Here is a 26,061-nt window from a genome sequence, read left to right as displayed (position 1 = left end):
GATTAAGCGTTGGTTGTCCGGCGGAGCGAGCGGTTACCATCTGCTGGCATGACCAACACCTCTCCTCGCCCGGGCGTGCCCGACAAGCCCACTCTCGACGGCCTCGAGGCCAAGTGGGCCCCCTTCTGGGACGAGCAGGGTGTGCACGTATTCGACCGTTCCGCGCCGCGTGAACAGGTGTACTCGATCGACACCCCGCCGCCCACGGTCAGCGGCTCGCTGCACGTCGGCCACGTGTTCAGCTACACGCAGACGGACGCGATCGCCCGCTTCCAGCGGATGCGGGGCAAGCAGGTCTTCTACCCGATGGGGTGGGACGACAACGGGCTGCCCACCGAGCGGCGGGTGCAGAACTACTTCGGGGTGCGGTGCGAGCCGTCGCTCCCGTACGAGCCGGACTTCACCCCGCCGGAGACTCCAGGCAAGCAGCAACTCCCGGTCTCCCGGCGGAATTTCATCGAGCTCTGCGAACGGCTGACGGTCGAGGACGAGAAGGTCTTCGAGAGCCTGTGGCGCCGGCTGGGGCTCTCGGTGGACTGGGGGCGCACCTACCAGACGATCGGCGGCAACGCCCGGGCGGTGTCGCAGCGGATGTTCCTGCGCAATCTCGCGCGCGGCGAGGCCTACCGGGCGGAGGCGCCGACCCTGTGGGACGTCACCTTCCGGACGGCGGTCGCCCAGGCCGAGCTGGAGGATCGGGAGCGGCCGAGCGCGTACCACCACCTGCTGTTCCGTCGCGACGGGTCCGAGGGACCGCTGGAGATCGCGACCACCCGGCCCGAGCTGCTCCCGGCGTGCGTGGCCGTCGTCGCGCACCCGGAGGACGAGCGGTACCGGGCGCTGTTCGGGACTTCGGTGACCACGCCGGTCTTCGGCGTCGAGGTGCCGGTGCTCGCGCACCGCCTGGCCGACCCGGAGAAGGGCACCGGCCTGGTGATGGTGTGCACCTTCGGTGACACCACCGACGTGGTGTGGTGGCGCGAGCTCGACCTGCCGACCCGCAGCGTCCTCGGCCGCGACGGCCGCTTCCTGCCGGACGCCCCGGCCGGGCTGGACGGCGAGCAGGCCTCGGCGGCGTACCGGGCGCTGGCCGGTGCGACCCCGCACACGGCGCGCGAGCGGATCCTCGAACTGCTGCGCGCCGAGGGCGCGTTGGTGGGTGAGCCGCGGCACTTCAACCACATGGTGAAGTTCTACGAGAAGGGCGACAAGCCCCTGGAGATCGTCACCAGCCGCCAGTGGTACCTGCGCAACGGCGGCCGGGACGCCGAGCTGCGCGAGCGGCTGCTGGCCCGCGGCCGGGAGCTGGCCTGGCACCCGGAGCACATGCACGGCCGCTACCAGGCGTGGGTCGAGGGCCTCGCGGGCGACTGGCTGATCAGCCGTCAGCGGTACTTCGGCGTGCCCGTCCCGATCTGGTACCGCTGCGACGCGGCGGGCAACGCGACGGACGAGCTGATCCTGCCGCCGGAGGAGACGCTGCCGGTCGACCCGACCAGCGACGTCCCGCCCGGGTTCACCGCCGACCTGCGCGACGCCCCCGGCGGATTCACCGGCGACCCGGATGTGATGGACACCTGGGCGACCTCCTCGCTGACCCCGCAGATCGCCGGCGGCTGGGGCTTCGACGACGACCTGTTCCGGCGCGTCTTCCCGATGGACCTGCGCCCGCAGGCGCACGAGATCATCCGGACCTGGCTGTTCTCCACCGTGGTCCGCGCCGAGCTGGAGCACGACGAACTGCCGTGGCGCAACGCCGCGATCAGCGGCTGGATCCTCGACCCGGACCGCAAGAAGATGTCCAAGTCGAAGGGAAACGTGGTCACCCCGCTGGACCTGCTCGACCAGCACGGCTCGGACGCGGTGCGGTACTGGGCGGTGTCGGCCCGGCCGGGCACGGACACCGCCTTCGAGGTCGCGCAGATGAAGATCGGCCGCCGCCTGGCGATCAAGATCCTCAACGCGACGAAGTTCGTCCTCGGGCTCGGGCTCGACACCGGTGCGCGGGCCGCCGTGACCGAGCCCCTCGACCGGGCCCTGCTCGCCCGGCTCGACCAGGTCACCGGCGAGGCGACGGCGCTGCTGGAGGGCTACGACTACGCCCGCGCGCTGGAGGTCACCGAGAGGTGCTTCTGGGTCTTCTGCGACGACTACGTCGAGCTGGTGAAGAACCGCGCCTACGGGGCGGGCGACGACCCGGGCGCGGCCTCGGCGCGGGCCACGCTGTCGTACGCCCTGTCGGTGCTGCTGCGGCTGCTCGCACCGTACCTCCCGTTCGCGACGGAGGAGGCGTGGAGCTGGTGGCAGGACGGTTCCGTGCACCGCGCCCCGTGGCCGGCCGGGGCGTCGGCCGAGCTCCGCGGCGGTGACGCCGCCCTGCTCGACGTCGCGGGCGGCGCCATCACGGCGGTGCGCCGGGCGAAGAGCAGCGCGCAGCTGTCGATGCGGGCGCAGGTGGCCAAGGTGACCGCTCGGGGCCCGGCGGACCTGCTGGAGGCGCTGCGGCAGGTCGCGCCGGACGTGTGCTCCGCGGGCCGGGTCGGCGAGCTGATCCTCGAACCGGCCGAGACCGAGGACCTCGGGTACGAAATCGTCCTGTAGCACCGACCGATCAACGGCGGTGGCGGCTCCGAACGGAGCGGCCACCGCCGTCTTCTTTTGCCGTCGTCACACGTCAACTCGCCGGGCGCGACACAGATTTACCCGGATCGGGTGAGACCGGCCGAGACACGCCGGACACGCCGACGGAGCCCTGCCAGGATCGGGGCGCACCCGCAACCCCACCTCGAAGCAGCGCGCCGTCCGGCACCGCCGCCACTCCGGCCTGCCCTCGCACGCACGCGGCGCTGCCGCTTCGCCGTCGAACCAGGGAGCAACGTGAACGAGACCCGCACGACCCCGCCCCGGAAGGCCGGCCCCGGGCCCGAGGGACCACCGGAGGGCACCGAACCGACCGAGCACGACGAGGAGTTGCGCTACCGCCACCCGGGCGACAAGCGGCAGCTCGTCGGCCGGTCCATCTCCACCGGAACCATGGTGCGCCGCCTGCCGCAGCTGATCCGCCGCGCCCTGCACCTCGCCTGGCGCGCCGACCGGCGCTCCACCGTCCTGCTGCTGCTCGCCCAGGCGGCGAGCGGCATCTTCGGGGCGCTCGCCCTGTACGCCACCACCGGGACGCTCGCGGCGCTGCTGCGCCCGGGCCCGGTCACCGTCCATCTCCGGGACGCCGCACCGTCGTTGGCGGTCCTGACCGGCTCCGCCGCGCTCCGGGCGGTGCTGGGCATCGCCGTCCTGACACTGTCGGGGCGGGTCGCGCCGCGGATCAACCGGGAGGCCGACATGGCGCTGATCGAGGCCGGCTGCTCGGCCGAACTCGCCGCCTACGACGAGCCCCAGTACGGCGAGCGGTGGGAGGCGGCGGACCGCGGCGCGTCCACCACGCCCGACCTGCTGACCTCCGCCCAGGACGTGATCGCCTCCGCCGTCTCGCTGCTCGCCGCCGCCGGCGTGCTCGCCACCCTGCACCCGCTGCTCGTCCCGTTCCTCCTGCTCGGGTCGGTGCCCACCGGCGTCGCCGCCGTGCGCACCGCCCGCATCCACTACCTGGCGGCCATCACCACCGGCGACGAGCGCCAGGCGCTGCGGATCTACCGCTGGTACCTGATCGACAAGGGCCGGGCCGACCAGGTGCGCTCCGACCAGGTGCTGCCGTTCATGCTGGACAAGTACCGCAAGGCCGAGGCCCGGATCGTCACCGTCACCGACCGCGCCGGGCGCGAGGCGGCGCGGGTCTCGCTGTTCGCCGCGCTGGGCACCGGCGCCGGGGCGGCGCTGATGTGGGGAGCGCTGCTCTACCTGGTCTCCTCCGGCCGGATCGGCCTGGCCGCGGCCGGCTCCGCGACGTTCGCGCTGCGCACGGCCGCCGGCGGCGTGCAGGGCATGGTCGGCAACGGCGCCCGGCTGTACCGGATGGGGCTCTACCTGGACGACTACTTCACCTTCCTGGACGAGGCCGGCGGCCACCGGATCGCCCGCGGCAGCATCGTCCCCGGCCCGCCGAAGACGATCGAGGTCACCGGCCTGACCTACACCTACCCGGGCGGGCAGCAGGAACCGGCGCTGCGCGGCATCGACCTGACGCTCACCCAGGGCGAGGTGGTGGCGGTGATCGGGCAGAACGGCTCCGGCAAGTCGACCTTCCTGAAGCTGCTCTCCGGCCTGTACCTGCCGCAGCCCGGCGGCGGGCGGATCAGCTGGGACGGCGTCCCGATCGGCGACCTCGACGCCGACGCGCTGTTCCGTCAAGTCGCCCGTGTCCCGCAGGAGTTCGCCCGCTGGCCGCTGCAGGCGGCGGAGAACGTCCACCTCGGCCAGTACGACGGCGACCCGGCCCCGGCGGTCGCCGCCGCCGCTGCCCTGACCGGTTTCGACGAGACCGTCGCCCGGCTGCGCTCCGGCTGGCGGACCCTGCTCGCCCAGGGCTGGCAGGGCGGCGCGGAACTCTCCGGCGGCGGCTGGCAGCGCGGCGCCGTCTCCCGCGCGTTCTTCCGCACCGCCCGCCGCCCGGGCCTGCTGATCCTCGACGAGCCGACCTCCGACCTGGACCCCCGCGCCGAGCACCGCATCCTGCACTCCCTGCGCGCCCTCGCCCCCGGCCGGATCACCCTCCTGGTCACCCACAACCTCGCCAACGCCCGCCTCGCCGACCGGGTGATCGTGGTCGACCGGGGCCGCATCGTCCAGACCGGCACCTGGGACGAACTCGCCCACTGCGACGGCCTGTTCCGCGAACTCCTCGACCTCCAGGCCGACCGCACCGTTCCCGCCCAGCGCCCGCGCCCCGATCAGCACCCGCACCCCACCGGGTGAATGACGCGCCGGGTGACCGAGTGTCCGGTGTGTTGACTTCTGCCTGGTTTGTCATGGTCCTAGCCTGCCCGGGGAGGTTGTCACATGATGATTATCGGAGCGTCACACTCAGTCACCACGGCCGCGCCCGCGCGCCTGCGCCCACGAGGACGGTGGTCCGGCCTGCGCCGCCGGTTAACAGCCGCTGCGGTGGGCGGCGTCGCGGTGGCGGGGTCGCCGATCCTGACGGCGACCCCCGCCTCGGCGGCGACGGTGGACATCCGCACCGTGTGCACCGCCTCGTCCACTTCCGGCACGACGATCACGCTGACCGGGGACTGCACCACCACGGACAACCTCACCGTCCCCGACGGGTACACCCTGAACGGCGCCGGCCACACGATCACCGCGACCGACCCTTCCCTGGCCGACCCGCTGCTGGGTCCGGTGGTGGGCAACGCCGCCGGCGCCACCACGATGAACATCGAGAACCTGACCGTCCGGGGCGACTACCTGCCCCGCGATCCGGCCGATTCCCGGACGAACGCCCCGTACTTCGGGATCAGGTTCCTGTCCGCGTCGGGGTCGCTGTCGAACGTGACGGTCACCGGGATCACCCGGCACCAGACCTACAACTTCGGCCAGGCGATCAACGTGGACGCCACCAGTGGCGGCCCGCGGACCGTGACCGTCACCGGCGTCCACGTGTCGGACTTCCAGAAGAACGGCCTGACCGCCAACGGCGCCGCGACCATGAACGTCACCGGCTCCACCCTCGGCCCGCCGGACATGGCCATTCCGCTGCCCGCGCCGCCGATCACGGGCAACATCGCGCAGAACTCGGTGCAGTACTTCAACTCCAGCGGCACCTTCACCGACAACACCGTGGTGACGTACACGGCCAACAACTCGGCGAGCAGCTCCACCGGGATGCTGCTGTTCACCGCGAACAACGTGACGGTCGATCACAACAGCATCACCGGCCCGAACGGCGCCGATGTCGGGATCAACGTCACCGGCGGTACGAACATCACCATCTCCTTCAACGACATCACCCGCTCTCCCATCCAGCCGCCGCTGCGCGACTTCTGGGGCTACGGCATCGCGGGCTACTCCGGCGCCGCCGCGACCACCACCCTGATCTGCAACACCTTCTCCGGCTGGAACCAGAACCTGTTCGGGGGCCTGACCCAGCCGCCGTGCATCATCACCCCGTCCCTGCACAACGGGACGGTCGGCGTCGACTACACCGACGTGGTCGAGGCGGTCACCGAGAACCCCGACCCGGAGCTCACCTGGACCGTCCTCTCCGGCGACTTCCCGCCCGGGCTGACGCTGAACCCGGACGGGACGATCACCGGCACCCCCACCGCGGCGGGCAGCTACACGTTCGTCGTCCAGGTCTCCGACCCCGTCGACGGCACCTCGACCCGCGAGTACACCATCGTCGTCGACGCGGCGGCCCCCGGGCTGACCCTCGCCAAGACCGCGACCGCCACGAACGCCGAAGGGCACCCGATCGACGAACTCACCGAGGCCGGTGACGTCGTGACCTACGCCTTCGACGTGCACAACACCGGCAACGTGCCGTTCGGCGCCCTGACGATCACCGAAACCGGGTTCTCCGGCACCGGCGCCCCCGGCCCGATCACCTGCGCCCCCACCCCGCTCGGCGGCACCCTCGCCGCGGGAGCCTCCACCCACTGCACCGCCACCTACACGGTCACCGAGGCCGACATCGCCGCCGACGGATCCCTGCGCAACACCGCCACCGCCTCCGGCCTGCTGCCCGACGGCGCCACCTTCAGCTCCGAACCGGCCACCACCTCCCTGCCGATCACGCCGGCCGGCCCCACGCCGCCTCCCACCCACCGGCCGACGCACCAGCCCACCCGGCCTCCGGGCCACCGTCCCGAGGGCCCGGAGGTGAACACCGGCGGCTCACTGGCCGACACCATCGCCTCGCCCCTGGCCTGGCCGGTCACCGGCGCGGCGGTACTGCTGACCGCCGGCGTCCTGGCCGCCACCGCACTCCTGCGCAGAAGGCGCCGCCCCTGACCCACCAGCACACCGCCCGACCGCCCGCCGGCCCTCCCGGGCCGGCGGGCGCACCTGTCCCAGAGAGGCCGAACGCCCATGACGGTGCACCACCGCGACACCCCCGCCGGTCGGTCACTACGGGCCGGGTCGCTGATCCTGCTGCTCGCCGCCGCCGGACTGCTCGACCGCCACGCGCTCCCCCACCACCGGCCGGCGCCACCCGCCGGACAGGTCGCCGGCCTCGACATGAACGGCAGGCCCGTCCGACTCGACCAGGGCGCTGCCCCGCTCCCGGGACAGCAGCGGGAACAGGACGCCGAACCGGACGGCGCAGGCCGGTTCATCGTCCCCTCGGTCGGCCTCGACGTGCCCCTGGGGACCATGAACGAGGTCGACGGATCGGTCGTCCCGCCCGGCTTCACCTCCGCCTACCGCATCACCAACCTCGGCACGCCCACCGCTCCCGAAGCCGGCACCGTCTACGTCGCCATGCACTCCCTCCGCCGGGGCGCCATCGGCCCCGGCAACTACCTCTTCGCCCTCGACACCGGCGCCTCCAGACTCGCCCCCGGCGCCACCATCAACGCCGGCGGCACCCACTACCTCGTCGACCGGGCCACCACCATCCCGAAGGCCGACCTCCCGACCGCCACCACCATCTGGGCCGACATCCCCGGCCGCCTGGTCGTCCTCACCTGCCTCGAAAAGCCCGACAACACCCCGGCCGTCGACAACTTCGTCATCACCGCCCACCTCGCCCCCTCCGACGAGGACATGCCGTAACCCGCGGGCCGGGCCGGGGAGGGCCGGCCGACGTCCCGTCAGTCGAGCCGGGGCGCCGTCAGTCCTGCCGTCAGGAAGGCGACCACGGTGGGGAGTTCGGGGAAGGGCGGGACGGGGGCGGAGGCTGCGTCGGTGGCGAGGGGGCGGCCGTAGGTCTCCAGGAGGGTGGTGAAGGCGAGCCGCCAGCGGTCGGTGAGCTCGTGGACGGTCAGGTCGGGCATCGCGCGGCCGAGGACGACCTCGAACGGGGCGGTGCCTGCCCACGGGGAGCTGTTGAGCGGGCGGTCGGCGGCCAGCATGGTCTGGGCGAGCAGGCGGCAGAGCATTTGGCCGCGCTCGGTGCGCACCAGTTCGTCGAAGGGTCCGGCGACGGCCGTGACCAGCGTCCGGACCTGCGCCGGCCCGGTGGTGGCGGGGTGGCGGGTGGCGGCCTCCAGCCGGTCGTGCCAGAGCGGGAGCAGCTCGCGTCCGAGGAGTGCCGCGACCAGGCCGTCCCGGGAGCCGAAGTGGTAGTGCACCGCGCCGGGGTTGAGTCCGGCCTCCGCGTTGATCGCCCGCACCGAGACCTGGCCGACCCCGCGTTGGAGGAAGAGTCGCTCGGCGGCCGCGAGCAGCCGGTCCCGGGTGGTGGCGGGGTCGGGGGTCTGGGTCGGGTTCTGGGCTGGTTCGTCCGGCATGCCGCCATTGCATCACGGGAGCTCGGGTTACCATCCAATCAGTGATTGAATTCCGATTGGCAGACGTTCGAGGGGACGTTCCGGCCAGTCCCGTACGCCCCCGCGCACAGTGATCGAAAGGCTCGCACCATGGGTATCTACGCCGTCACCGGCTCCGCTTCGGGAATGGGCGCCGCCAGCGCCGCCGTCCTCCGGGAGAACGGGCACACCGTCATCGGCGTCGACCTCCACGACGCCGACATCACCGCCGACCTCGGAACCGCGGAGGGCCGCCGGTCCGCCGTCCAGGGAATCCTGGACGCCTCCGGCGGGCTCCTGGACGGCGTGGCCGCGGTGGCCGGCGTCGGCCCCGCGATGAAGGACGCCGGCGCGGTCGCCGCCATCAACTACTTCGGCCCGGTCGCCCTGCTGGAGGGCCTGCGCCCGGCGCTCGCCCGCTCCTCGGCGGGGCGCGCCGTCGTGATCGGCTCCAACTCCTCGACCACCGTCCCGATGATCGACGAGAAGCTGGTCGACCTGCTGCTCGCGGGCGACGAGGACGCGGCCCGCGACCACGCCCGGTCCGCCCAGGCGGCGCTCCCCGCCGAGCTGGGGCAGTCCGCGCCGAGCATCTCCGCCTACGCGACCTCCAAGTTCGCGCTGGCCCGCTGGGTGCGCCGGACGGCGGTCACGCCGTCGTGGGCCCGCGAAGGCGTGCTGCTCAACGTCATCGCCCCGGGCGCGGTGATCACCCCGCTGATGCTCGGCTCCACCGGCGCGGGCGAGGAGCCGGACGCCGACGACTTCCCCACCCCGATGCCGCTGGGCGTCTTCGGGCGCCCCGAGGACATCGCCTTCTGGGTGCACCAGTTCCTGCGGCCGGAGGCCCGTTTCACCACCGGAGCCACCCTGTTCGTCGACGGCGGCACCGACGCCGCGATGCGCCCGGACGCCCAGCCCACCGCGCTGACCGTCTGAGCATCCGGCGCGGTGGGGCGCTCCGGAGCGCCCCACCGCACGTCGACCCGGCGTCGTGGCCGTACCGCCGTTCGGCCCAGTGCGCCACCCGTCCGGTGGACGGCCGGAAACCGGTGCGTCCGGCGGTCGTTGTCCCTGCGACGCGGCCACCGCACGCACCGGAACACCAGGGGGAACATTCATGAACACCGCATTCCGCGGCACCCTGCTGGCCACCGCTCCGCTGTTCGCCGCCGTCCCGCTGATGGTCGACGCCTCGGCCCGCTTCCAGCCGCCCACCACCGACGCGACGTGCGTCCTCCACGGCCACGGGGTCGAGGTTCGCGGCTCCGGCACGCTGACGATGACCGGCACCGCGACCTGCGTGGACGCCGCCGGCGCGCCCGTCGCCGCCGGGACCTTCGCACGGTCCGTCGCCGTGTCGGACACCGAGTGCGACGGCGACGAGGACGCCTCCACCACCGTCCGGTGGAGCGACGGAACCGCCTCCACCGTCCGCTACGGCAAGGGCAAGGTCGTGACGGCGAACGGCACCGCCTCGCTGATCGCCGACGGCGCCGTCACCGCCGACAGCACGCGCTTCGGCGGCGACACCGTCCACGCCGTGGGCACCAGCACCGGCACCGGCTGCGGCGTCGCGGCCGGGAAGGCCACTGTCGACTCGACCCTCGTGCTGCGCCTCATCCGCTGAAGTCCGCCGAGCCCGCTCAAGGCCGCCCGAGACAAGCCCGACATTCCGGGCGGTCTTTTGCCTGCGTTTGCACAAGGGGCGTTTTGGTGCGATCGACCGACGGGCCGGAGGTAGCGTTCCGTGTCCAGGCCGGAACTCACCGTGCGGTGGGTTGTCGTGGTCGGTGAGGCGAACACCGACCACGACGAAGGGCCATTCACAGCAAGGACTCTGAGAGATGCTTGAAGGACCCGCTCGGGATCGAGCGATCATGCCGTCGATGGCTCCACACGCTAGCAGGGTGTGGAGGTTGAGTGAGGGATTGCCCCGGCTGCGCGCGGTCCGATTCTCCGCGCGGCTGGGCGCACTGCTGGCGGTTCCGGCGCTGCTGTGGGCGGCGGCCGGTGAGGGGCCGATCGGTTGGGAACGGGTGACGCTGGTCCTGGCGTTGCTGCGGATCGCGCAGGATGCGCAGGTCAGCGGAGTGCTGCTCGACCGGCGCTGATCGATCCGGAGGCCGGCCGGGCGTCGCGCCCGGCCGACCCTGCGCCCCGGCGCGCCGTTGCGCGCGGGGCGCCGTCCGCGCGCCGGGCCGTGCCGCCCCGCGCCCCCGTCTCGAACGGCGGTTCCTTTCCGCCGAGTTGACGCCGAAGGAGTCACGGTGTCCGGTCACCGGACCGCGCCCGCACTCGGGTACGCGGCGTTCGTCCAGCTGCGCCACCACCCGTACGAGCAGTACGCCCACGCCCGCCTGGGCGATCTCGACCTCAGCCGCCGGGTCGTCCAACAGGCCCTGCGGCGAACCGAGTTGAGCTGGCCCGCGGTGCTGGCCTCCGATCCGGACGCGTTCGCCTGGCGGGTGCTGGGCGAGACGGTCGCGGACGCCCTGGCGCGCTCGGGCCGCCCGGGCGCCGACGCGCTGCACCGGACCCTGCCCGCCCGCGCCGCGGACGCCGCGCTCCTGCACGAGCAGTTGGGGATGCCGACCGGTGCGGCGGCCGAGCTGATGGGACTCGGCGAACCCGAGCTGCAGGTCGAACTGCGCACCGCCCGCCGCCTGCGCACCGGAGCGAGGAGCCGCCCCACCGCCTGACACCGACACCCCGGCCCCCACAGCGGCCCCGACACGGCGGCCCCGGCGCCGAAGCCGCCCGGCCGTCGCCACCGGCGCACTCCGTCCCCCGAGGGGTGCGCCGGCGCGGCTCGCGCCACGGCCCGCGCCGGGGCTCGCCATGCTTGCGCCAGGCAACACCCCGGCGGGTGATGCCGCTTCGCCATGTCCGGCCGATAGCATGACGGGTCGTCACATTCGGTGGCAGTCACCGCACTTGGACGGCTCGAAGGGGGAACGGGTGACCGATTCACTACCGGGCGGGATCGACGTCAGCAGGCCGACCGCCGCGAGAATGTACGACCATCTACTGGGCGGGCGCTTCAATCACCCCTCCGACCGCGCCGCCGTCGAGCAACTGCTGAAAATCGCCCCCAGCACCAGGGAACTCGCGCTGAACAACCGGGCGTTCCTGTGCCGCGCCGTCGAGGTCATCGCCCGCGACTACGGCATCCGGCAGTTCGTCGACCACGGCTCCGGGCTGCCCACCCGGAACAACGTCCACCAGGTCGCCCAGCGCGTCGACGGGTCGTGCCGGGTCGTCTACATCGACGACGATCCGCACGTCCACGCCTACAGCGGCCTGCTGCTGGACGAGAACCCGCAGGTCGCCCTGTTGAAGACCGACATGACCCGGACCGAGGACATCCTCGCCGACCCGGACTTCCGCTCCCTGATCGACCTGCGCGAACCCACCGCGGCGCTGTTCGTGTCGGTGACCCACTGCCTCACCGACGAGCAGGACCCGGCCGCCATGATCCGCCGCACCGTCGACGCACTCCCCGCCGGCAGCGTCGTCGTGGTGTGCCAACTCGTCAGCGACGACGAGCGGATGCGCGAGGACGTCACCCGCCTCATGCGGGACGGCACCGGCGACAAGTGGGGCCGGGTGCGCACCGAGAGCGAGGTGCGGGCGTTCTTCGACCTCGACCGGCTGCGGATCGAGGAGCCGGGCCTACTGGACGTGACGCACTGGCGTCCGGACCGCGACGTCCACCCGCGGCAACGCACCGACGAGTGGATCGAGTTCGGCGGCCTCGCCGTCGTCCTGTGACACCGCCCGCCGATGCGCGGGCACGGCCGCACTCACTGCGCCGGCCGGCTCCCCGCCCGCTCGCCGTGCCAGGCGATCGCGGCGCGGATCAGCTCCCGGCTGGGCTCCCGGCGGCGGGCGCGCACCGCGACGTCGTTCAGGATCTCCTTGTAGTCCTCGAAGCCCGCCGAGTCCTCCGCCCGGTCCGGGTAGTAGTAGTGGCCCTCCCGGTCGCCGGTCTCCACGTAGATCAGCTCCGTGATCGTCCCGGGCTTGTCGAAGTCCAGCTTGGTCAGGTTCGTCACCTGCAGCGCCAGCGGCAGTTCGACCGGAATGATCCGGACGCCGATGTTCGGCGTCTCGGTGTACTCCAGCAGCTTCTCCAGCTGCTCCACCATCAGCGCGTGACTGCCCATCACCCGGTGCAGCGCGGCCTGCTGCATGCAGAAGACCGCCCGGATCCCCGACTCGAACACCACCCGCTGCCGCACCAGGCGGGACCTGACCACGCCCGGCACCTCGTGCTGCCGGCTGCGCACCAGCGTGGCCCTGGTGACGGCCTCCATGTACGCCCGGGTCTGCAGGGCGCCCGGAACCACCTGGGAGTCGACCGCGATCAGCTGCCGAGCCTCCTGCACCATCCCGGACAGCCGCTGCTGCGCGCCCGCCCCGGCGTCCCGGTGGAAGCCGGGCTGGCTCTTCTGCGAGGCGGCGACCGCGAGTTCCATCAGGCGTGCGCGACGGGGCCCGTGCTCCACCTCCAGGGCGTCGAGGATGCGGGCGACGTCCTCCGGGTTGTTCAGCCGGCGCTGGCCGTTCTCGATCCGGCTCAGCTTCGACACCGAGATGTGGGCCCGTGACGCCACCCACGCCAAGGTCCGCCCGCCGCGCAGCGCCCGCAGGTCGATGCCGACCTGCGCGGCGGGGACGGACCATTCCGGCGCGCCGGAGTCACGACCCCGGCAAATCGGGATCACATTTTCGTTCGAATATTCGCCGTCGAACATGTCAGCGACCACAAGGGCCCCCCTTGCACAAGCCAATTAGATCGGCAAGCTTGGCACAAGGAGGGCCACTGCGTCATACCGGAGGTTTCCCGGGGTGGGGAAACCCCCTTCGATCAGGCCAACAGGTGGTCGAACTCCTCCCGCTTCGCGCCGTCGAGCCAGGCGTCGATCTCCGCCCGTGTGAAGATCAGCGCCGGACCGGACGGGTCCTTGCTCTGCCGCACGGCCACCCGACCGTCCGCCAGGCGGCGCAACTCCACGCACTCGCCGGAACCTTGACTCTTCTGCGCCACCTGCCAGGGGTGGGGCGAGTCGATGCCGTCCGCCGGCATCCCGTTGTAGAACGCTCCGACAACGTCCACGGCCCGTCTCCTCTCCGATGAATCCCGCCCGCCGGTCCGCCAGTCATACTTTTTCGGACCTCCGCAGATCAGCGGCCCGGGCAATCCCATGTGCAATTGCCCGGGGCGGCGAAGTGAATCATTGCGCCCAAAAATCGAACAACGCCACTCCCCGATAGGGTGATACGAAATCGAAGCCGAAAAACAATGATCGCATTCTGATATCACCGGCATGGTCGACGTCGATCGTCCCACCATCCACGACGTCCCCTGCTTCACCCGCGTGGTGGCTTGTCCGGCCCGGCGAGTCGCACACAGACTTCCCCCCGGGACTCCCCCTTCCCCTCTCCCCGTCACCGGAGGACAGCGATGACCAACGCCAAGCGCGGATCCGAGGCCCTGCTGCAGGCCTGGCGCGACGCCGGCCAGCCGATCAGCGACGAGTTCGTCTCGGGCCTCGCCGACATCACGTCCGAGCTCGTCCTGGAGCGGATCCTCATCCGCGGCATCCCCCGCCCCGACGGCCTGCACGCCACGTTCCGGGCCGACGGCGACAGCCAGGGCGCGCAGATCGGGTCGGTGGTCCAGCAGATGGTGGACCTGGCCCACCGGACGAACGTCGCCCACAACAGTGCCTTCACCGTGCTGACCCGCGGACTCCCGCCGGTCGTCGACGCCCAGATCATCGAGGTGTCCGTCGGGGCCGGCAACCTCGTCCACTGATCCCCGACCGGACACCCCGATGACTCTTCCCGGCCGGGCCTTCCTGCAGGTCCACCCGACCCGGCGCTGCAACCTCCGTTGCCTGCACTGCTACTCCTCCTCCGGGCCCGACGTCGCGGAGACCACCGAACTGCCCGTCCTGCAGCGGGCGGTGGCCGACGCAGCGGCCCTCGGGTACGACGTGCTCGGGGTGTCCGGGGGTGAACCGACGCTCTACCGGCCGCTGGACGAGCTGTTGCGAACGGCCCGCTCGTACGGCATGCGGACCACCGTCACCAGCAACGGCATGCTGCTCACCGGCCGCCGGCTCTCCGAACTGGCCGGTCTGGTCGACGTGTTGGCCATCTCGCTGGACGGCGTGCCGGACAGTCACGTGCGAATGCGCCGGGATCCCCGGAGTTTCGCGGCCATGGAACGCAGGCTCCCGCTGGTCCGGGCCTCCGGGATCCCGTTCGGCTTCATCTTCACCCTGACCCAGTTCAACATCCACGAGCTGGCCTGGGTGGCCGACTTCGCCGTCGCCGCAGGGGCGACCCTGCTGCAGATCCACCCGCTCGAAGCCGAGGGCAACGCGGCGGAGGCCCTTCCCGACGCGGTGCCCGATGTGACCGAGATGCTCTTCTCGGTACTGGAGGCCGCGCGGCTGCGGACCTCGACGGACCTCGTGATCCAGCTCGACCTGGTGGAACGCGGGAACCTCGTGTCCCAGGCCGACCGCTTCCTGCTCGACGACGGCGACGTTCGGGGAAACGGGCCGGCCGAACGCCTCAGCTCCTGGCTGTCACCGCTCGTGGTCGAGACGGACGGCACGGTCGTGCCCTTCGCCTACGGGTTCGACCGCCGGTTCGCGCTCGGGAACCTGCACGAGGCGCCGCTGTCCGCCCAGGGCCGCAGTTGGGACCCGGCCCCGTTCCGCAGCCTCTGCCGGAGCGTGCACGCCGACCTGGCGGGCGAGCACGGGCCCGCCTTCGTGAACTGGTACGACGAAGTCACCCGCGCCTCACGGGCGGCGAGCCTCGTCGGTTGACGCTGCTACTGCGAACCCGGATCCGGGTTCATGCAGATCCGCCACGACTGCAGGCAGTCGGTGTTGCACGGCTGCCAGGCGTCGAAGTTGTCCCGGAGCGGGTCGCACCCCTGCTCGCAGATCTCGTAGGAGTGCTCGCACGCGTTGATCAGGTCGAGCTGCTCCTGCGTGAACATCGGCGCGATCCGGTCGGCGGGCGCGGCGCGGAGCCGGCCGCGGGGCCGGTACGCCCCGGTGCGGAGTCGGACGGCGACCTCGGCGCGGAAACCGGGGATGGTCATGGCGGATCCTCCCGTCTCGGCCTCGTGGGGCCCGGAGCTCTCGCTCTCCAGGCTAGGACGGCCCGCCGAGGTGCGCGGGCGGGGGCGCGGACGCAGCCTGGAAGTGCGGGACGTCGGGGGTGCGCACGTCCGGTGGGGTGGGTCACGGTCTCCGGAACGGTCTCGGCGTGCGGGTGGTGTCCTGCGTCCCCACCAGGTGAGGAGTGTCCGACATGACGACGGGCGAGAAGCGCGACCGCCGCGAACAGACCGCCGGGAGTGCGCCGCGGCGGCTCCGGCTGCCGGGCTTCGTCACGGACGAGGACATCGGGCTCGGCGACGCCGTCAAGCGGGTCACCTCGACGCTGGGCATCCGGCCCTGCGGCGGGTGCGAGCGGCGCGCCGCCGCGCTGAACCGCCTGCTGGTCGTGTCCGGTGGGCCGAGTCGTCGGCAGCGGAACTGACCTCCGAGGAGCCAGCGATGGAACAGGACCAGGACTTCAGCCGGCCGGTGCAGGGCCGCCCCCCGGAAGCGCCGGGAGCGGACCAGCAGGTGCCCGAACCACCGCCGGACGAACGGCAGTCGGCACCGGACCCCGACCTCCGCGGAACCCGGACGGATCCGCCCGGCCCCCTCGAACCCGCGTCCGCGCCGGTCAGTCCGGCCTGCGGGTGCGGCAGTTCGGGCGCCGACACGGCCGAAGGGCAGCGGGAACCGGACCGGCCCACCTTCGTCTACGCGATCGGCCAGGTCGACGTCCGCTTCCCGAGCCTGGGCGTCGAGAAGGAGCTGGCGCAGGCCGTCGGTCGCGCGGAGACCTCGGGGCTGACCGACCGCCAGACCGTGCACTCGATCATCTCCCGCCCCGAGAACCGCTACCTCGCACGGCAGTTGTGCTACGTGCTGAACATCCAGGGCATCGACACCTACCTGCTGCGCCCCCGCGATCCGGCCGACGTCGCGCTGCTGGTGGACGCCGTCCGGCCCGACCCGCGTCCGACGGACCTGGACGTGGTGATCGGCCTGCGGGGGCCGTTGGCGCCGCCGTCGCTCTGCAACGGCCTGACACTCCCCGTGGTCTTCTTCGACCAGCTCTACTCCTTCGACGGCGCGGAGCTGATCCGCGCGATCGAGCGGCCCGCAGCGATCCCGGCCGACCGGTTCGAGTCCGCCTCCCACGAACTCCTCAGGCGGATCCTGCACTTGGGCGACAACGCCGGCGACACCGACGAGCACCGCGCGCTCAACTACCTGGCCGTTCGGTACGAGAAGATCTACCACCGGACCGTGGAGGCGTTCGCGGCCGACTCCGCGCTCAGCGCGGTCGAGGTCCTCGACTCCAGGCTGAGCGGCGCCCGCCGGATCCTCGACGTGGTGCTCTCCTACACGCACCGCCGGAACGACGTCACCGAGAAGTACTTCGTGCGGCTCGACTGCACCGAGGAGTTCCCCTTCGTGGTGACGAAACTGACGCCCTACTACGACCGCTGACCGGCCACCGACCGGCCACCGGCCGAGACGAGGTGAGCGACGATGAGCATTCCGGGTTTCACCGCGGACACGGTGACCCACCGAGACAGCGGAGAGTGCTGGACGGGGTACGGCGCCCAGGCACAGGGAAAGCCGGGCATGGTGCCACAGGCCGGAGCCGTCCGGCGGACGGGCACCCTCGACAAGGAGATGGTCTGCGCCCGGCGGTGTGAGAACCGATGCCGGCCGTTCTGCCACAACCCGCTCAGCGAGCAGTGCGACGTGTGCTTCACCCCCTGCATGGACATCTGCCTGCGCCCACCGACGGTGTGAATCTGCTCTGAGACGAGGTGTGTACCGATGAGGATGCCAGGCTTCACCGCCGAAGCGGCGGTCTACCGGAGCCGGGGGCACTACCGCCCCGGACCGTCCCGGGGTGGGCCGGCAGGTGTGAACACCCTGGTGCCGTCCGCACGGTCGGGCGGGGGCGCGGGGTCTTCGACCAGCGTGTTCTGCGTCGCCAAGTGCCGCGGGGTCTGTGCCCCGTTCTGCATCAACAGCCCGCGCAGCCAGCGGTGCCGGGGCTGCTTGAGCAACTGCCACGCCCTCTGCCCGCCGGACTCGAGCGGGTGAGGCCGCTCGACCTGGTCGGGCTGGCGCCGCTGATGGCGCGCAGTGCCGGCCGGCCGGAGGTCGTCGTCGGGTTGCTCGACGGCCTGGTCGCCGTCGGACAACCCGCCTTCGCCGGGCGGCGGTTGCACGTTCTGCCCGGCCGTCCGGACGCCGCCGGCGGGCCGGTCTGCACAACCGCCGGCGACGGCCCCTGCGTGCACGGCAGCTTCGTCGCGGGCGTGTTGAGCGCCGACCGCGCCTCGCCGTCGCCGGGCATCTGCCCCGACTGCACGCTGCTGATCCGCCCCGTCTTCGCCGGCCACCGCGCCGACCCGCCCGCCGCACCGGCCGGTCGTCCCACCCCGCTGGACGCCTCGACCGAGGAGCTGGCCGCCGCCGTCGTCCAGGCCGTCGACGCCGGAGCCCGGGTGCTCAACCTGAGCGTCGCGCCCGAGCGGCCGTCCAGTAGCGGCCACCGCGAGCTGACGGCCGCCCTGGACCACGCGGCGGCGCGCGGCGTACTCACCGTCGTCGCGGCCGGCAACCAGGGCCGGCTGGGCAGCTCGGTGCTGACCCGCCACCCCTGGACCATCCCGGTCGTCGGGTACGACAGCCTGCGCCGCCCGATGGACCTGTCCAACCTCGGCGGCTCGATCGGCGCCCGCGGTGTCGGTGCACCGGGACAGGCCGTGGTGCACCTGAACCCCGCCGAACGCCCGCTCGTCCTCTCGGGCACCAGCGTGGCCGTCCCCTTCGTCACCGGGACCCTCGCCCTGCTGCTGTCCTGCTTCCCGCACGCCACCCCGGCCGAGGTCCGCGCGGCCGTCCTCCGCGGCGCCGCCCGCCCGTCCGCACGGCGCTCGGTGGTGCCGCCGCTGCTGGACGCCCGGGCCGCGTACGAGCACCTGCGGGGCTGACCTCCGACACGGGGTCGGTCACCTGCTCGCCGGCAGGGCGGCGACGGCGGTCGCCCACGGGTAGGCGGCGACGTTCCCCCGCTCCGGCGGGTGGGGCGTGAAGCCGTTCTCCCCGAGGAGCACCGTCACTCCCTCCTCCCGCAGGACGGTGACGCTGCGTCGGACGGCAGGGTGTGCGGCCAGGGCCGTGTTGAAGTGCGGCAGCGCGACGATGGGCAGGCGCAGGCCGATCCCTTCGGTCAACACGCCGAGGGCGAGCGTGTCGCAGGTCCCGGCGGACCACTTGTTGAATATGTTCGCGGTCAACGGCGCCACCAGGAGGGCATCGGGAGCGGGCGTCCTGCCGGACTGGGAGGGCAGGCCGTCCGCAAGCGGGTCGCCGAGGGCGGCGCCGGTGACGTCGCCGCGGAGGACCGGGTGGACCGTGCGGCCCGGACCGAGGGCTTCGACTTCCCGCGGGCGGAACGCTACGAGGTCGCCGCGCCCGTCGCGGAGGCGATCAACGAGCGCCGGGCGAGGGGCGGCCGGGTCGTGGTGTGCGGCACCTCGGCGTTGCGCACCCTGGAGACGGTGACCGGCCCGGACGGCGTGGTGTCGGAGGGGAGCGGTTCCACGCAACTGCGGATCACCCCGGGGCACCGGTTCCGGGCCTGCGACGCGTTCATCACGAACCTGCACCGGCCCAGGAGTTCGGAGCTGCTGCTCACGTCCGCGTTCACCGGCCGTGAGCCCTTGCTCGACGTCTACCGGCGGGAGCTGGTGCCCGGCGCGTACCGGTTCCACGAGTTCGGTGACTCGATGCTGATCGTCTGACGGGTCTTCGGCCCCTGCTGTCCGGCGCGGTCCTCGAAGACGCCCCGGCGGTCGGGGCCGGGCCCTCGGTGAACGGATGTGATCCCAGTGCTCGTTGACGACGTCGTTCGCGTTCCGGTGGCGGACGGCTGGCGGCTGTCCGCCACCGTCCGCACCGCGTCGTGGCCCGAGGGGCGGCACCTGTACTTCACCGTGCGCGGCGGCGAGCGCGACTGGCTGCCGGTGCGCGGCGACGCCTTCTTCGCCGCACTGGTGATGCCGGCCATGGCGCTGGGCGAGGACCTGACCGTCGCCGCCCCGGTCTCGCCGCGCCTGCTCAGGTCCGCGCAGACCGCGATGGAGATCTATCACGCGTGGTGGGGAGCGCGGCTGCGGCCGGTGCGGTTCGCCGTGGCGGAGGAGGCGCCGGCGGAGGCGTCTGCGGACGGCGTGGGGCTGTTCTTCAGCACGGGGGTGGACTGTTTCTACAGCCTGCTCAAGGACCGCGACCGGCACGGCCGGCCCGGGCACCGGCCGGTAGACGCGCTGGTGCACGCCAACTTCGACCGGCACCGGGGCGCGGACTACGACCGACTGCTCTCCCGGGTCCGCCGGGTGGCCGCCGAATCCGGTTGCGCGGCGGTGGTGGTGGAGACCGACGTCCGGGCCGCGACGGCCGAGTTGGTCCACTGGGAGGAGTTCCACGGGGCTGCGCTGGCCGCCGTCGCGCTGGCCCTGCAGGGGCTGCTCGGTCGGTGCCTGATCGCCGCCAGCGACCAGTACAGCCGGCTGCCGCCGCTCGGCTCCCACCCGCTGCTGGACCACCTGTGGTCCACCGAGGGTCTGGAGATCGTGCACGACGGCGCCGAGGCCACCCGCACCGACAAGGTCGAGCGGCACCTCGCCGCCTCGCCCCTGGTGTGGGAGAACCTCGGAGTGTGCTGGCTGAGCCGGCCCGCCCACAACTGCGGGATCTGCGAGAAGTGCCTGCGGACCATGGCCGCCTTCGACATGGCGGGTTCGCTCCGGCACTGCCGCACCCTGCCGACGGTGCTCGACCTCGACCGGCTCCGGACGGCCCCGCTGCGTTCGGAGGGTGCGATGGAGTCGATGCGCTCGCTCGCCGAGGACGCCACCGCCCGTGGACGGCGCGACATCGCCGAAGCCGCGGACCACGCCCACCGCAGCGCCGCGCAGCGGCTGTACCAGGGCGCCGTCCGGTGACCGGTCGGCGGGACGTCGATCCGGCGGCCGCGATCCGGGCGAAGGCCGGGGCCGAGTCGACCGCGGTGCTCCGCGGACTCCTCCCGCCGGGCACCCGGTGCGCCCTGGTGGACTTCCCCCACCACGCCAACGTCGGCGACTCCGCGATCTGGCTGGGCGAGCGAGCCCTGCTGCGGGAACTGGACGTCGACCTCGCCTACGTCTGCGACCGGCACACCTTCGCGGAGGCCGACCTCGCCCGGCGCCTGCCGACCGGCGCCATCGTGCTGCACGGCGGCGGCAACCTCGGCGATCTGTGGCCCCATCACCAGCAGTTGCGGGAACGGGTCGTCCGCGCGTTTCCACGGCACCGGATCGTCCAACTCCCGCAGTCCGTGCACTTCGACGACCCGCGGAACCTCGCCCGTGCCCGGGCGGTCTTCGACGCGCACCCCGATCTGACGCTGCTGCTGCGCGACGCGCACAGCCTGCGGCAGGCCCGCGACGCGTTCGCGACCCGCAGCGTCCTCGTCCCCGACTCCGTCTTCGCACTCCAGGACCTGCCGGCCGCCGGAACACCCCACCGCCGCCTGTTGTGGCTCGCCCGGACCGACCACGAGGCCGCCCCGCACGCCGAGCCGGCTCCGGACCGCACGGTGCACCGCACCGACTGGAACGCCGGTGAAGGCGGTGGTCCCGACTGGCCGGAGCAGCTCCGAAGCGTCCGCACGGCGATCCGGGCGGCGGCCGATGCCCTCCGCCGGACCCCCTCCGACCGGTCGGCCGAGGCCCTGGCCGACGCCTTCGACGCCCATGCCCGGCTGCAGCTGCGCCGCGGCTGCCGGCTGCTCGGCAGTGCCGGGGCGGTCGTGACCGACCGGCTCCACGCGCACCTGCTCTGCCTGCTCCTGGGCATCCCCCACACCGTGCTCGACGACCGGAACGGGAAGATCAGCAGCTACCGGAACACCTGGCGCCACCGGCACGGATGGCCGCCGACCCACCTGGCCCCGACACCGCACCGGGCGCTGCGGCACGCCGCGGCACAGGCGGACAGGCTGCGGCAGGAGACGTGATCATGGGCCGAGAGCCGCTCCCGTCCGCCCTCCCCGCACCCGAACTGCTCAGCGTGATCATCCCGGCCCGCGACGCCGCCGCCCTCCTTCCCGGGCAACTGGCCGCACTCAGTCGGCAGGACCACACCGGTTCGTGGGAGGTCATCGTCGCCGACAACGGATCCACCGACGAGACGGCGGCCACCGCCCTGCGATGGGCCGACCGGCTGCCGGGCCTGCGGGTCGTCGCGGCCTCGGCGCGCCCCGGCATCAACCACGCCCGGAACATCGGTGCCGTCACCGCCCGCGGCGACGTCCTGGTCTTCTGCGACGCCGACGACACCGCGACACCGGGCTGGCTCCGTGCCATGGCCCGGGCGGTCGGCACCGCCCACCTCGTCGGCGGCTACCCGGCCCCGTACACCACGGCCAACCACCACGCCCGCTCCTGGCGGACACCGCAGCCCCGCGACCGGCTCCCCGTCGCCCTGGACTACCTGCCCTTCGCGATGGGCTGCAGCCTCGGCGTCCGCACGGACGTCTACCACGCCCTGGGCGGGTTCGACGAGGGCTACGCGGGTGGCGGCGACGAGGTCGAATTCTGCTGGCGCGCCCTCCTCGCCGACTACACCCTCGCCTACGCGCCCGACGCGGTGATGCGGTACCGACTGCGCGAACGCCTCGGACCGCTGGTCGGACAGGCCTACGGCTATGGCGTCGGCAACGCCCGGCTGATGCGTGACTTCCGCGTCCACGGCCTCCCGGCCGTCGCTCCCGCGGAAGCCGCGCGCACCTGGCTGCGGCTGCTGCGCCGGCTGCCCGAACTCGCCGACCGCGAACAGGCCGGCCGGTGGTGCTTCGACACCGCGTTCCGCGTCGGACGGCTCAACGGCAGCATCCGCTACCGGGTGCCCTGCCTGTGACCCCGGCCGCCGCATGCCGCCTAGACGAGTAGTTCCGAAGTCGGTTGGGTTTGCCGGTTCTGCTCCGGGCATGCAGGGAGGGTGTCCAACATTCGGGTTGTGACGACCGAAGAGCTGGACACCCTCCTGACCGCACTCTACGTGCAAATCGACGATCACCTGCCCCGAACACGGGGGTTGGGCCGCCCGCCGCGGCTGACGGACTCCGAGCTCGTCTGCCTGGCCGTGGCCCAAGTGCTGCTCGGATACCACTCCGAGGCCCGCTGGATCCGATTCGCCCACGCCCACCTGCGCGGCATGTTCCCGAACCTGCCCCAGCGCCCGGCCTACAACAAGCGCCTGCGTGCCGCCCGGCCCCTGCTCCAGCAGGCCGTCCGCGACCTCGCGAAGGCCACCGACCTGTGGGCCGACCCGGTGTGGATCACCGACTCCACCCCGGTCGAATGCGGACGCTCCCGCGACACCGTCCGACGCTCCGACCTCGCCGGATGGGCCGGCTACGGCTACAGCCGATCCCACTCCCGCTGGTTCTGGGGCCTGAAGCTCCACCTCGTGTGCACCCCGGCCGGACTGCCCGTCACCTGGGCCCTGGCCGGCCCGAAAGTCGACGAACGCGAGGTGCTGGCCGCGTTGATCGAGACCGAACCCGACCTCGTCCGCGAACGGCCCGGCCTGCTGATCCTCGCCGACAAGGGCTACGTCTCCGCCGAACTCGACCGCTTCCTCGACCAGCACGGCGCCCACCTGCTGCGACCGTCCTACCGGACCAGCCCCCCACGCCCCGGCGAACACCTGCTGAAGTCCGTCCGTCAGCTGATCGAGTCCGTCAACGACACCCTCAAAGGCCAACTCGGCCTCGAACAGCACGGCGGGCGCACCATCGAAGGCGTCGGCGCCCGGGTCGGCCAGCGACTCCTGGCGATGACCTGCGCGATCTGGCACAACCGCACCACCGGCCGACCCGTCACCCGCTCACTCATCGCCTACGACCACTGACCGACTTCGGAACTACTCGTCTAGCCCGCTCCCGGGGCGAGGCGCCCGACGCCGGCGGGGGTCCTGCGGCAGGTCGGACGCCGACCCGGCTCGGGGCGGGGCCGGCGTCCTGGACTGGCGGGGGTCAGCCGGCGACGGCCAGGCCGTACAGCCAGAGGCTGTTGACCCGGCTCCGCTCGGCGCTGTTCGGGTTCGGGTTGGTGCAGGAGGTGCCGGGGCCGCCGCCGGACATCAGCTCGCTGCACGGGCCGGAGTAGTGGTCGGGCAGGCCGAGCACGTGGCCGGTCTCGTGGGCGACGACGCGCAGCGAGCTGTACTGCCGGTTCTGCGCGTAGTCGAGGAAGACGTAGCCGCCGCCGTGGCCGTCGGTGGAGGCGTAGGAGCCGCGGGAGTCGTTGCCCTCGTAGTAGCGGAAGTCGGCGTTGGTGCCGGAGCGGAGCTGGACGTTGGTGACCGAGGAGTTCCAGATCTGCGCGCTCTGGGATATGACGGTGCGGAAGGTCGGGGCCTGGCTGGCGTCGTAGGTGACGGTGACGGCCAGCAGGTAGGGGTTGGCCGCCTGCTTGGCACGGGCCGACTTCATCACGGCCTCGTAGAACGCCTTGTTGTTGGCGTCCTCGGAGGACTTGGCGGCGATGCCCACGGCAGGGGTGTAGCCCTGGGCGGTGGTGGCTGCGGCGGCGGGCACGGCGGCGGTGCCGGCCGCGAGGACCAGCCCGAGGGCGGCGGCGAGCACGGTCATGGAGCGGTTCATGTGGGGACTCCATTTCGCGGGTCCCGGGGGCATGGGGAGGCCGTCCGGGACGCGGTGGCAAGGTGTTGCACCGAGCTTGGGGCAGGGCGGGCGGGGCGCGGAGATGGCAACCGGCGATAGCTCGGGGCAATACCCGTGCAGAACCCTTGATTTGACGGATCGCCGATCTACTCTTGACATGCTCTTGGCAAGCAATGGACGCCTGGCTATGCTCCCGTGATGGAGCTCGACGTCCGACACCTGCGGGTGCTGTGCGCGATCGCGGACACCGGCAGCGTCCGGAAGGCCGCCCGTCGACTCGGCATGGCCCAGCCGTCGCTGACCACCCAGCTGCACCGCATCGAACGGGCCATCGGCGGACGGCTGTTCACCCGCGAACAGACCGGCAGCCGCCCCACCGCCCTCGGCCACTCGGTACTCTCCCGGGCCCGACCGCTGATCACCGAGATGGACGCCCTCGTCGCCACCGCCCGGGCCGAGGCCGCCGGACCCGGCCGCCGCCGACTGCGGATCGGCAGCGTCGGCAGCCGCGCCGTCCCCGCCTGGCTGCGCCGCATCCACGACCGGCTCCCGGAGACCGACACCACCATCCACATCGACATCTCGGCGATCGCCCTGATCCACCTGGTCGCCGCCGAACAGCTCGACATCGCCTTCGTCCACGAGAGCGAGGGCTTTCCGCTGCACGTGCCGACCGGCACCGAGCAGCGGGTGCTGGTCGCCCGCGAACCCCAGTTCGTCGCCCTCGCCGAGACCCACCCCGCCGCCGGCCGACCGGTCGTCGACCTCGCCGACCTCGCCGACGACACCTGGATGGTCGACCCGACCGCCGACCACGAGTACGCCGCACTGCGCCGGATCTTCGCCGAAGCCGGGCTCGACCCGCGGGTCGTCCAGGTCCGCGACAACGCCACCGCCGCCGAGCTCGTCGCCGCCGGCGAAGCCGTCCGCCCCTGCCAGCCCACCTCACCACCCGGCCCCGGCACCGTCCTGCGCCCCGTCCACGGCGACCCGCTGGCCGTCCGGCTGCTCCTCACCTGGCGCCCCGACACCGTCGGCGGCCCGGCACTCGACGGCCTCTGGGTCGACCTCTGCCACGCCTACCTCGACCTCGCCAGCGTCAACCCCGCCTACCGGGCCTGGCTGCGCCACCACAACCGCTCCCTCCACACCCTCCTCGCCCCGACGGGGCCACCGGCCTGATCACCGGCAGGGCGCCGGGGGTCCGCCCTCCTCGCGCCTCCGGGTGCTCGGGGAGCTCGAAGTCGAACCGGCAGACCCTAGCAACAGCGCCTGCAGTGCGCCCTGTTGGGCGCGCCCGCCGCCCTGCACCACCCGGCCGGGAGCCGTGAGCACGGTGAAGTCACCGCTCCGCAAAGCCTTTTGGGTTTTGCCGACACGCCGGTCCGGCCGCCGCCATACTCGTCGGCGTGACGGAGTACATCGAGCTCGGCCTCTCTGACGACACGTCAATCATGTTGCGGGTCTTCCCGATCGGCCGGGTCGCGGCCCGGCCGGCCGACGGCGCGCAGGGGGCGGCGGAAGCGGACTGGGGCAGGCCGCCGGACCTGGTCGGGGCCGTGCCGGTCTCCAGTGGGGCGGGGGCCCGGACGGCGGAACTCGCGCGGGACGCGCTGCGGCTGGCCCTTCGGCCGCTGGTGCCGTTGCTGCAGGAGGTCCACGACACCGTGGCGGCCGTCCCGGCGCGCCCGGACGAGGTGTCCGTCGAATTCGGGGTGCAGTTCGGCGCCGATCTCAAGCTCGGCATCGTCGGCGGCAAGGCCGAGGCGACCCTGACCGTCTCGGCGACCTGGAAGCTGCCCCCCGCGCCGCCCGCACAGCCCGACGGCGACTGAGCGCC

The 26,061-nt window shown here is 72.7% G+C and carries 28 protein-coding genes; 22 read left to right on the top strand and 6 right to left on the bottom strand.

Annotated elements, in window-relative coordinates; translation table 11 throughout:
- Positions 1-48: 48 nt before the first annotated feature.
- From valS to ACI1MP_RS32435, 4 genes are all read left to right on the top strand, one after another.
- A complete protein-coding gene (valS, locus tag ACI1MP_RS32450; protein ID WP_380333484.1) occupies positions 49-2,601 on the top strand; it encodes a valine--tRNA ligase in 2,553 nt (850 codons plus the stop codon).
- Positions 2,602-2,877: 276 nt separating this feature from the next.
- Positions 2,878-4,869: an ATP-binding cassette domain-containing protein gene (locus ACI1MP_RS32445; RefSeq protein WP_380333485.1), complete on the top strand. Its 1,992-nt coding sequence runs from the start codon at positions 2,878-2,880 to the stop codon at positions 4,867-4,869.
- Positions 4,870-5,058: 189 nt separating this feature from the next.
- On the top strand, positions 5,059-6,906 hold the full coding sequence (locus ACI1MP_RS32440; protein ID WP_380333486.1) for a hypothetical protein: 1,848 nt from the start codon (positions 5,059-5,061) through the stop codon (positions 6,904-6,906).
- A gap of 78 nt (positions 6,907-6,984) precedes the next feature.
- Entirely contained in the window at positions 6,985-7,671 is a 687-nt protein-coding gene (locus ACI1MP_RS32435) for a class F sortase (protein ID WP_404870189.1), read from the top strand.
- A gap of 38 nt (positions 7,672-7,709) precedes the next feature.
- Here the strand turns inward: ACI1MP_RS32435 and ACI1MP_RS32430 are convergent, their stop codons facing one another.
- Positions 7,710-8,348 (bottom strand): TetR/AcrR family transcriptional regulator, encoded by a 639-nt coding sequence (locus ACI1MP_RS32430; protein WP_404870188.1) that lies wholly within the window; start codon positions 8,346-8,348, stop codon positions 7,710-7,712.
- 129 nt (positions 8,349-8,477) lie between these two features.
- Between ACI1MP_RS32430 and ACI1MP_RS32425 the strand changes: the two genes are divergently transcribed.
- From ACI1MP_RS32425 to ACI1MP_RS32405, 5 genes are all read left to right on the top strand, one after another.
- Positions 8,478-9,305: an SDR family oxidoreductase gene (locus ACI1MP_RS32425; protein WP_380333489.1), complete on the top strand. Its 828-nt coding sequence runs from the start codon at positions 8,478-8,480 to the stop codon at positions 9,303-9,305.
- A 181-nt stretch (positions 9,306-9,486) separates the two neighbouring features.
- Entirely contained in the window at positions 9,487-9,996 is a 510-nt protein-coding gene (locus ACI1MP_RS32420; protein WP_380333490.1) for a hypothetical protein, read from the top strand.
- Between the two features lie 289 nt (positions 9,997-10,285).
- Positions 10,286-10,480, top strand: a complete 195-nt coding sequence (locus ACI1MP_RS32415; protein ID WP_157815458.1) for a hypothetical protein — start codon at positions 10,286-10,288, stop codon at positions 10,478-10,480.
- Positions 10,481-10,636: 156 nt separating this feature from the next.
- Positions 10,637-11,068: a hypothetical protein gene (locus ACI1MP_RS32410; protein ID WP_404870187.1), complete on the top strand. Its 432-nt coding sequence runs from the start codon at positions 10,637-10,639 to the stop codon at positions 11,066-11,068.
- 259 nt (positions 11,069-11,327) lie between these two features.
- Positions 11,328-12,140, top strand: coding sequence for an SAM-dependent methyltransferase (locus ACI1MP_RS32405; RefSeq protein WP_404870186.1), 813 nt, complete (start codon positions 11,328-11,330; stop codon positions 12,138-12,140).
- A 32-nt stretch (positions 12,141-12,172) separates the two neighbouring features.
- On the opposite strand, the gene ACI1MP_RS32400 is transcribed toward ACI1MP_RS32405, so the two are convergent.
- Together ACI1MP_RS32400 and ACI1MP_RS32395 are read right to left on the bottom strand one after the other, a co-directional pair.
- Positions 12,173-13,096 (bottom strand): Scr1 family TA system antitoxin-like transcriptional regulator, encoded by a 924-nt coding sequence (locus tag ACI1MP_RS32400; RefSeq protein ID WP_380333493.1) that lies wholly within the window; start codon positions 13,094-13,096, stop codon positions 12,173-12,175.
- A 143-nt stretch (positions 13,097-13,239) separates the two neighbouring features.
- Positions 13,240-13,488: a DUF397 domain-containing protein gene (locus ACI1MP_RS32395; RefSeq protein WP_229847413.1), complete on the bottom strand. Its 249-nt coding sequence runs from the start codon at positions 13,486-13,488 to the stop codon at positions 13,240-13,242.
- A 348-nt stretch (positions 13,489-13,836) separates the two neighbouring features.
- Here ACI1MP_RS32395 and ACI1MP_RS32390 point away from each other — a divergent pair, with 348 nt between their 5' ends.
- Together ACI1MP_RS32390 and ACI1MP_RS32385 are read left to right on the top strand one after the other, a co-directional pair.
- Entirely contained in the window at positions 13,837-14,190 is a 354-nt protein-coding gene (locus ACI1MP_RS32390; protein WP_380333494.1) for a hypothetical protein, read from the top strand.
- A 19-nt stretch (positions 14,191-14,209) separates the two neighbouring features.
- A complete protein-coding gene (locus ACI1MP_RS32385; RefSeq protein WP_404870185.1) occupies positions 14,210-15,217 on the top strand; it encodes a radical SAM protein in 1,008 nt (335 codons plus the stop codon).
- Between the two features lie 5 nt (positions 15,218-15,222).
- On the opposite strand, the gene ACI1MP_RS32380 is transcribed toward ACI1MP_RS32385, so the two are convergent.
- On the bottom strand, positions 15,223-15,498 hold the full coding sequence (locus tag ACI1MP_RS32380; protein ID WP_404870184.1) for a hypothetical protein: 276 nt from the start codon (positions 15,496-15,498) through the stop codon (positions 15,223-15,225).
- Positions 15,499-15,710: 212 nt separating this feature from the next.
- Here ACI1MP_RS32380 and ACI1MP_RS32375 point away from each other — a divergent pair, with 212 nt between their 5' ends.
- The 4 genes from ACI1MP_RS32375 (at position 15,711) to ACI1MP_RS32360 (ending at position 18,477) form a co-directional block, all read left to right on the top strand.
- On the top strand, positions 15,711-15,941 hold the full coding sequence (locus ACI1MP_RS32375; RefSeq protein ID WP_380333497.1) for a hypothetical protein: 231 nt from the start codon (positions 15,711-15,713) through the stop codon (positions 15,939-15,941).
- Positions 15,942-15,958: 17 nt separating this feature from the next.
- Positions 15,959-16,969: a hypothetical protein gene (locus tag ACI1MP_RS32370; protein WP_404870183.1), complete on the top strand. Its 1,011-nt coding sequence runs from the start codon at positions 15,959-15,961 to the stop codon at positions 16,967-16,969.
- A gap of 42 nt (positions 16,970-17,011) precedes the next feature.
- Positions 17,012-17,281, top strand: coding sequence for a hypothetical protein (locus tag ACI1MP_RS32365; protein ID WP_380333499.1), 270 nt, complete (start codon positions 17,012-17,014; stop codon positions 17,279-17,281).
- 296 nt (positions 17,282-17,577) lie between these two features.
- Positions 17,578-18,477, top strand: a complete 900-nt coding sequence (locus tag ACI1MP_RS32360) for a S8 family serine peptidase (protein WP_380333500.1) — start codon at positions 17,578-17,580, stop codon at positions 18,475-18,477.
- 18 nt (positions 18,478-18,495) lie between these two features.
- Here ACI1MP_RS32360 and ACI1MP_RS32355 read toward each other — a convergent pair whose 3' ends face one another.
- A complete protein-coding gene (locus tag ACI1MP_RS32355; protein WP_404870182.1) occupies positions 18,496-18,783 on the bottom strand; it encodes a hypothetical protein in 288 nt (95 codons plus the stop codon).
- Between the two features lie 111 nt (positions 18,784-18,894).
- Here ACI1MP_RS32355 and ACI1MP_RS32350 point away from each other — a divergent pair, with 111 nt between their 5' ends.
- The 5 genes from ACI1MP_RS32350 (at position 18,895) to ACI1MP_RS32330 (ending at position 23,446) form a co-directional block, all read left to right on the top strand.
- A complete protein-coding gene (locus ACI1MP_RS32350) occupies positions 18,895-19,290 on the top strand; it encodes an S-adenosylmethionine:tRNA ribosyltransferase-isomerase (protein WP_380333501.1) in 396 nt (131 codons plus the stop codon).
- 87 nt (positions 19,291-19,377) lie between these two features.
- The gene (locus tag ACI1MP_RS32345) at positions 19,378-20,493 is read left to right on the top strand and encodes a hypothetical protein (RefSeq protein WP_380333502.1); all 1,116 of its coding nucleotides are present in this window, start codon (positions 19,378-19,380) and stop codon (positions 20,491-20,493) included.
- Positions 20,490-21,548: a polysaccharide pyruvyl transferase family protein gene (locus ACI1MP_RS32340; RefSeq protein WP_404870181.1), complete on the top strand. Its 1,059-nt coding sequence runs from the start codon at positions 20,490-20,492 to the stop codon at positions 21,546-21,548. Before ACI1MP_RS32345 ends, ACI1MP_RS32340 begins: the two co-directional genes overlap by 4 nt.
- 2 nt (positions 21,549-21,550) lie before the next feature.
- Positions 21,551-22,450: a glycosyltransferase family 2 protein gene (locus tag ACI1MP_RS32335; protein ID WP_404870180.1), complete on the top strand. Its 900-nt coding sequence runs from the start codon at positions 21,551-21,553 to the stop codon at positions 22,448-22,450.
- Positions 22,451-22,549: 99 nt separating this feature from the next.
- Positions 22,550-23,446 carry an IS982 family transposase gene (locus ACI1MP_RS32330; RefSeq protein ID WP_404870179.1) on the top strand — a complete coding sequence of 299 codons (897 nt, stop codon included), beginning with the start codon at positions 22,550-22,552 and terminating at the stop codon, positions 23,444-23,446.
- A 124-nt stretch (positions 23,447-23,570) separates the two neighbouring features.
- Here ACI1MP_RS32330 and snpA read toward each other — a convergent pair whose 3' ends face one another.
- Positions 23,571-24,200 (bottom strand): snapalysin, encoded by a 630-nt coding sequence (gene snpA / locus ACI1MP_RS32325; RefSeq protein ID WP_404870178.1) that lies wholly within the window; start codon positions 24,198-24,200, stop codon positions 23,571-23,573.
- Between the two features lie 219 nt (positions 24,201-24,419).
- On the opposite strand from snpA, the gene ACI1MP_RS32320 reads away from it, so the two are divergent.
- Together ACI1MP_RS32320 and ACI1MP_RS32315 are read left to right on the top strand one after the other, a co-directional pair.
- Entirely contained in the window at positions 24,420-25,403 is a 984-nt protein-coding gene (locus ACI1MP_RS32320; protein WP_404870177.1) for a LysR family transcriptional regulator, read from the top strand.
- A 227-nt stretch (positions 25,404-25,630) separates the two neighbouring features.
- The gene (locus ACI1MP_RS32315; RefSeq protein WP_380333506.1) at positions 25,631-26,056 is read left to right on the top strand and encodes a CU044_2847 family protein; all 426 of its coding nucleotides are present in this window, start codon (positions 25,631-25,633) and stop codon (positions 26,054-26,056) included.
- Positions 26,057-26,061 lie beyond the last annotated feature (5 nt).

It is taken from the genome of Kitasatospora griseola (assembly GCF_044999035.1).
In the GTDB taxonomy this organism is placed as follows: Bacteria; Actinomycetota; Actinomycetes; order Streptomycetales; family Streptomycetaceae; genus Kitasatospora; species Kitasatospora griseola.
Note: the sequence above shows the minus strand (reverse complement) of the source record. Positions and strands in the feature narration are given on the sequence as shown.

What these genes read in the sequence shown, in the direction of transcription:
- ACI1MP_RS32320 (WP_404870177.1), top strand. Translation starts at nt 24,420, where the DNA reads ATGGAGCTCGACGTCCGACACCTGCGGGTGCTGTGCGCGATCGCGGAC.
- ACI1MP_RS32420 (WP_380333490.1), top strand. Translation starts at nt 9,487, where the DNA reads ATGAACACCGCATTCCGCGGCACCCTGCTGGCCACCGCTCCGCTGTTC.
- ACI1MP_RS32335 (WP_404870180.1), top strand. Translation starts at nt 21,551, where the DNA reads ATGGGCCGAGAGCCGCTCCCGTCCGCCCTCCCCGCACCCGAACTGCTC.
- ACI1MP_RS32430 (WP_404870188.1), bottom strand. Translation starts at nt 8,348, where the DNA reads ATGCCGGACGAACCAGCCCAGAACCCGACCCAGACCCCCGACCCCGCC.
- ACI1MP_RS32370 (WP_404870183.1), top strand. Translation starts at nt 15,959, where the DNA reads ATGGAACAGGACCAGGACTTCAGCCGGCCGGTGCAGGGCCGCCCCCCG.
- ACI1MP_RS32375 (WP_380333497.1), top strand. Translation starts at nt 15,711, where the DNA reads ATGACGACGGGCGAGAAGCGCGACCGCCGCGAACAGACCGCCGGGAGT.
- ACI1MP_RS32435 (WP_404870189.1), top strand. Translation starts at nt 6,985, where the DNA reads ATGACGGTGCACCACCGCGACACCCCCGCCGGTCGGTCACTACGGGCC.
- ACI1MP_RS32390 (WP_380333494.1), top strand. Translation starts at nt 13,837, where the DNA reads ATGACCAACGCCAAGCGCGGATCCGAGGCCCTGCTGCAGGCCTGGCGC.
- ACI1MP_RS32425 (WP_380333489.1), top strand. Translation starts at nt 8,478, where the DNA reads ATGGGTATCTACGCCGTCACCGGCTCCGCTTCGGGAATGGGCGCCGCC.
- ACI1MP_RS32380 (WP_404870184.1), bottom strand. Translation starts at nt 15,498, where the DNA reads ATGACCATCCCCGGTTTCCGCGCCGAGGTCGCCGTCCGACTCCGCACC.
- valS (WP_380333484.1), top strand. Translation starts at nt 49, where the DNA reads ATGACCAACACCTCTCCTCGCCCGGGCGTGCCCGACAAGCCCACTCTC.
- ACI1MP_RS32385 (WP_404870185.1), top strand. Translation starts at nt 14,210, where the DNA reads ATGACTCTTCCCGGCCGGGCCTTCCTGCAGGTCCACCCGACCCGGCGC.
- ACI1MP_RS32365 (WP_380333499.1), top strand. Translation starts at nt 17,012, where the DNA reads ATGAGCATTCCGGGTTTCACCGCGGACACGGTGACCCACCGAGACAGC.
- snpA (WP_404870178.1), bottom strand. Translation starts at nt 24,200, where the DNA reads ATGAACCGCTCCATGACCGTGCTCGCCGCCGCCCTCGGGCTGGTCCTC.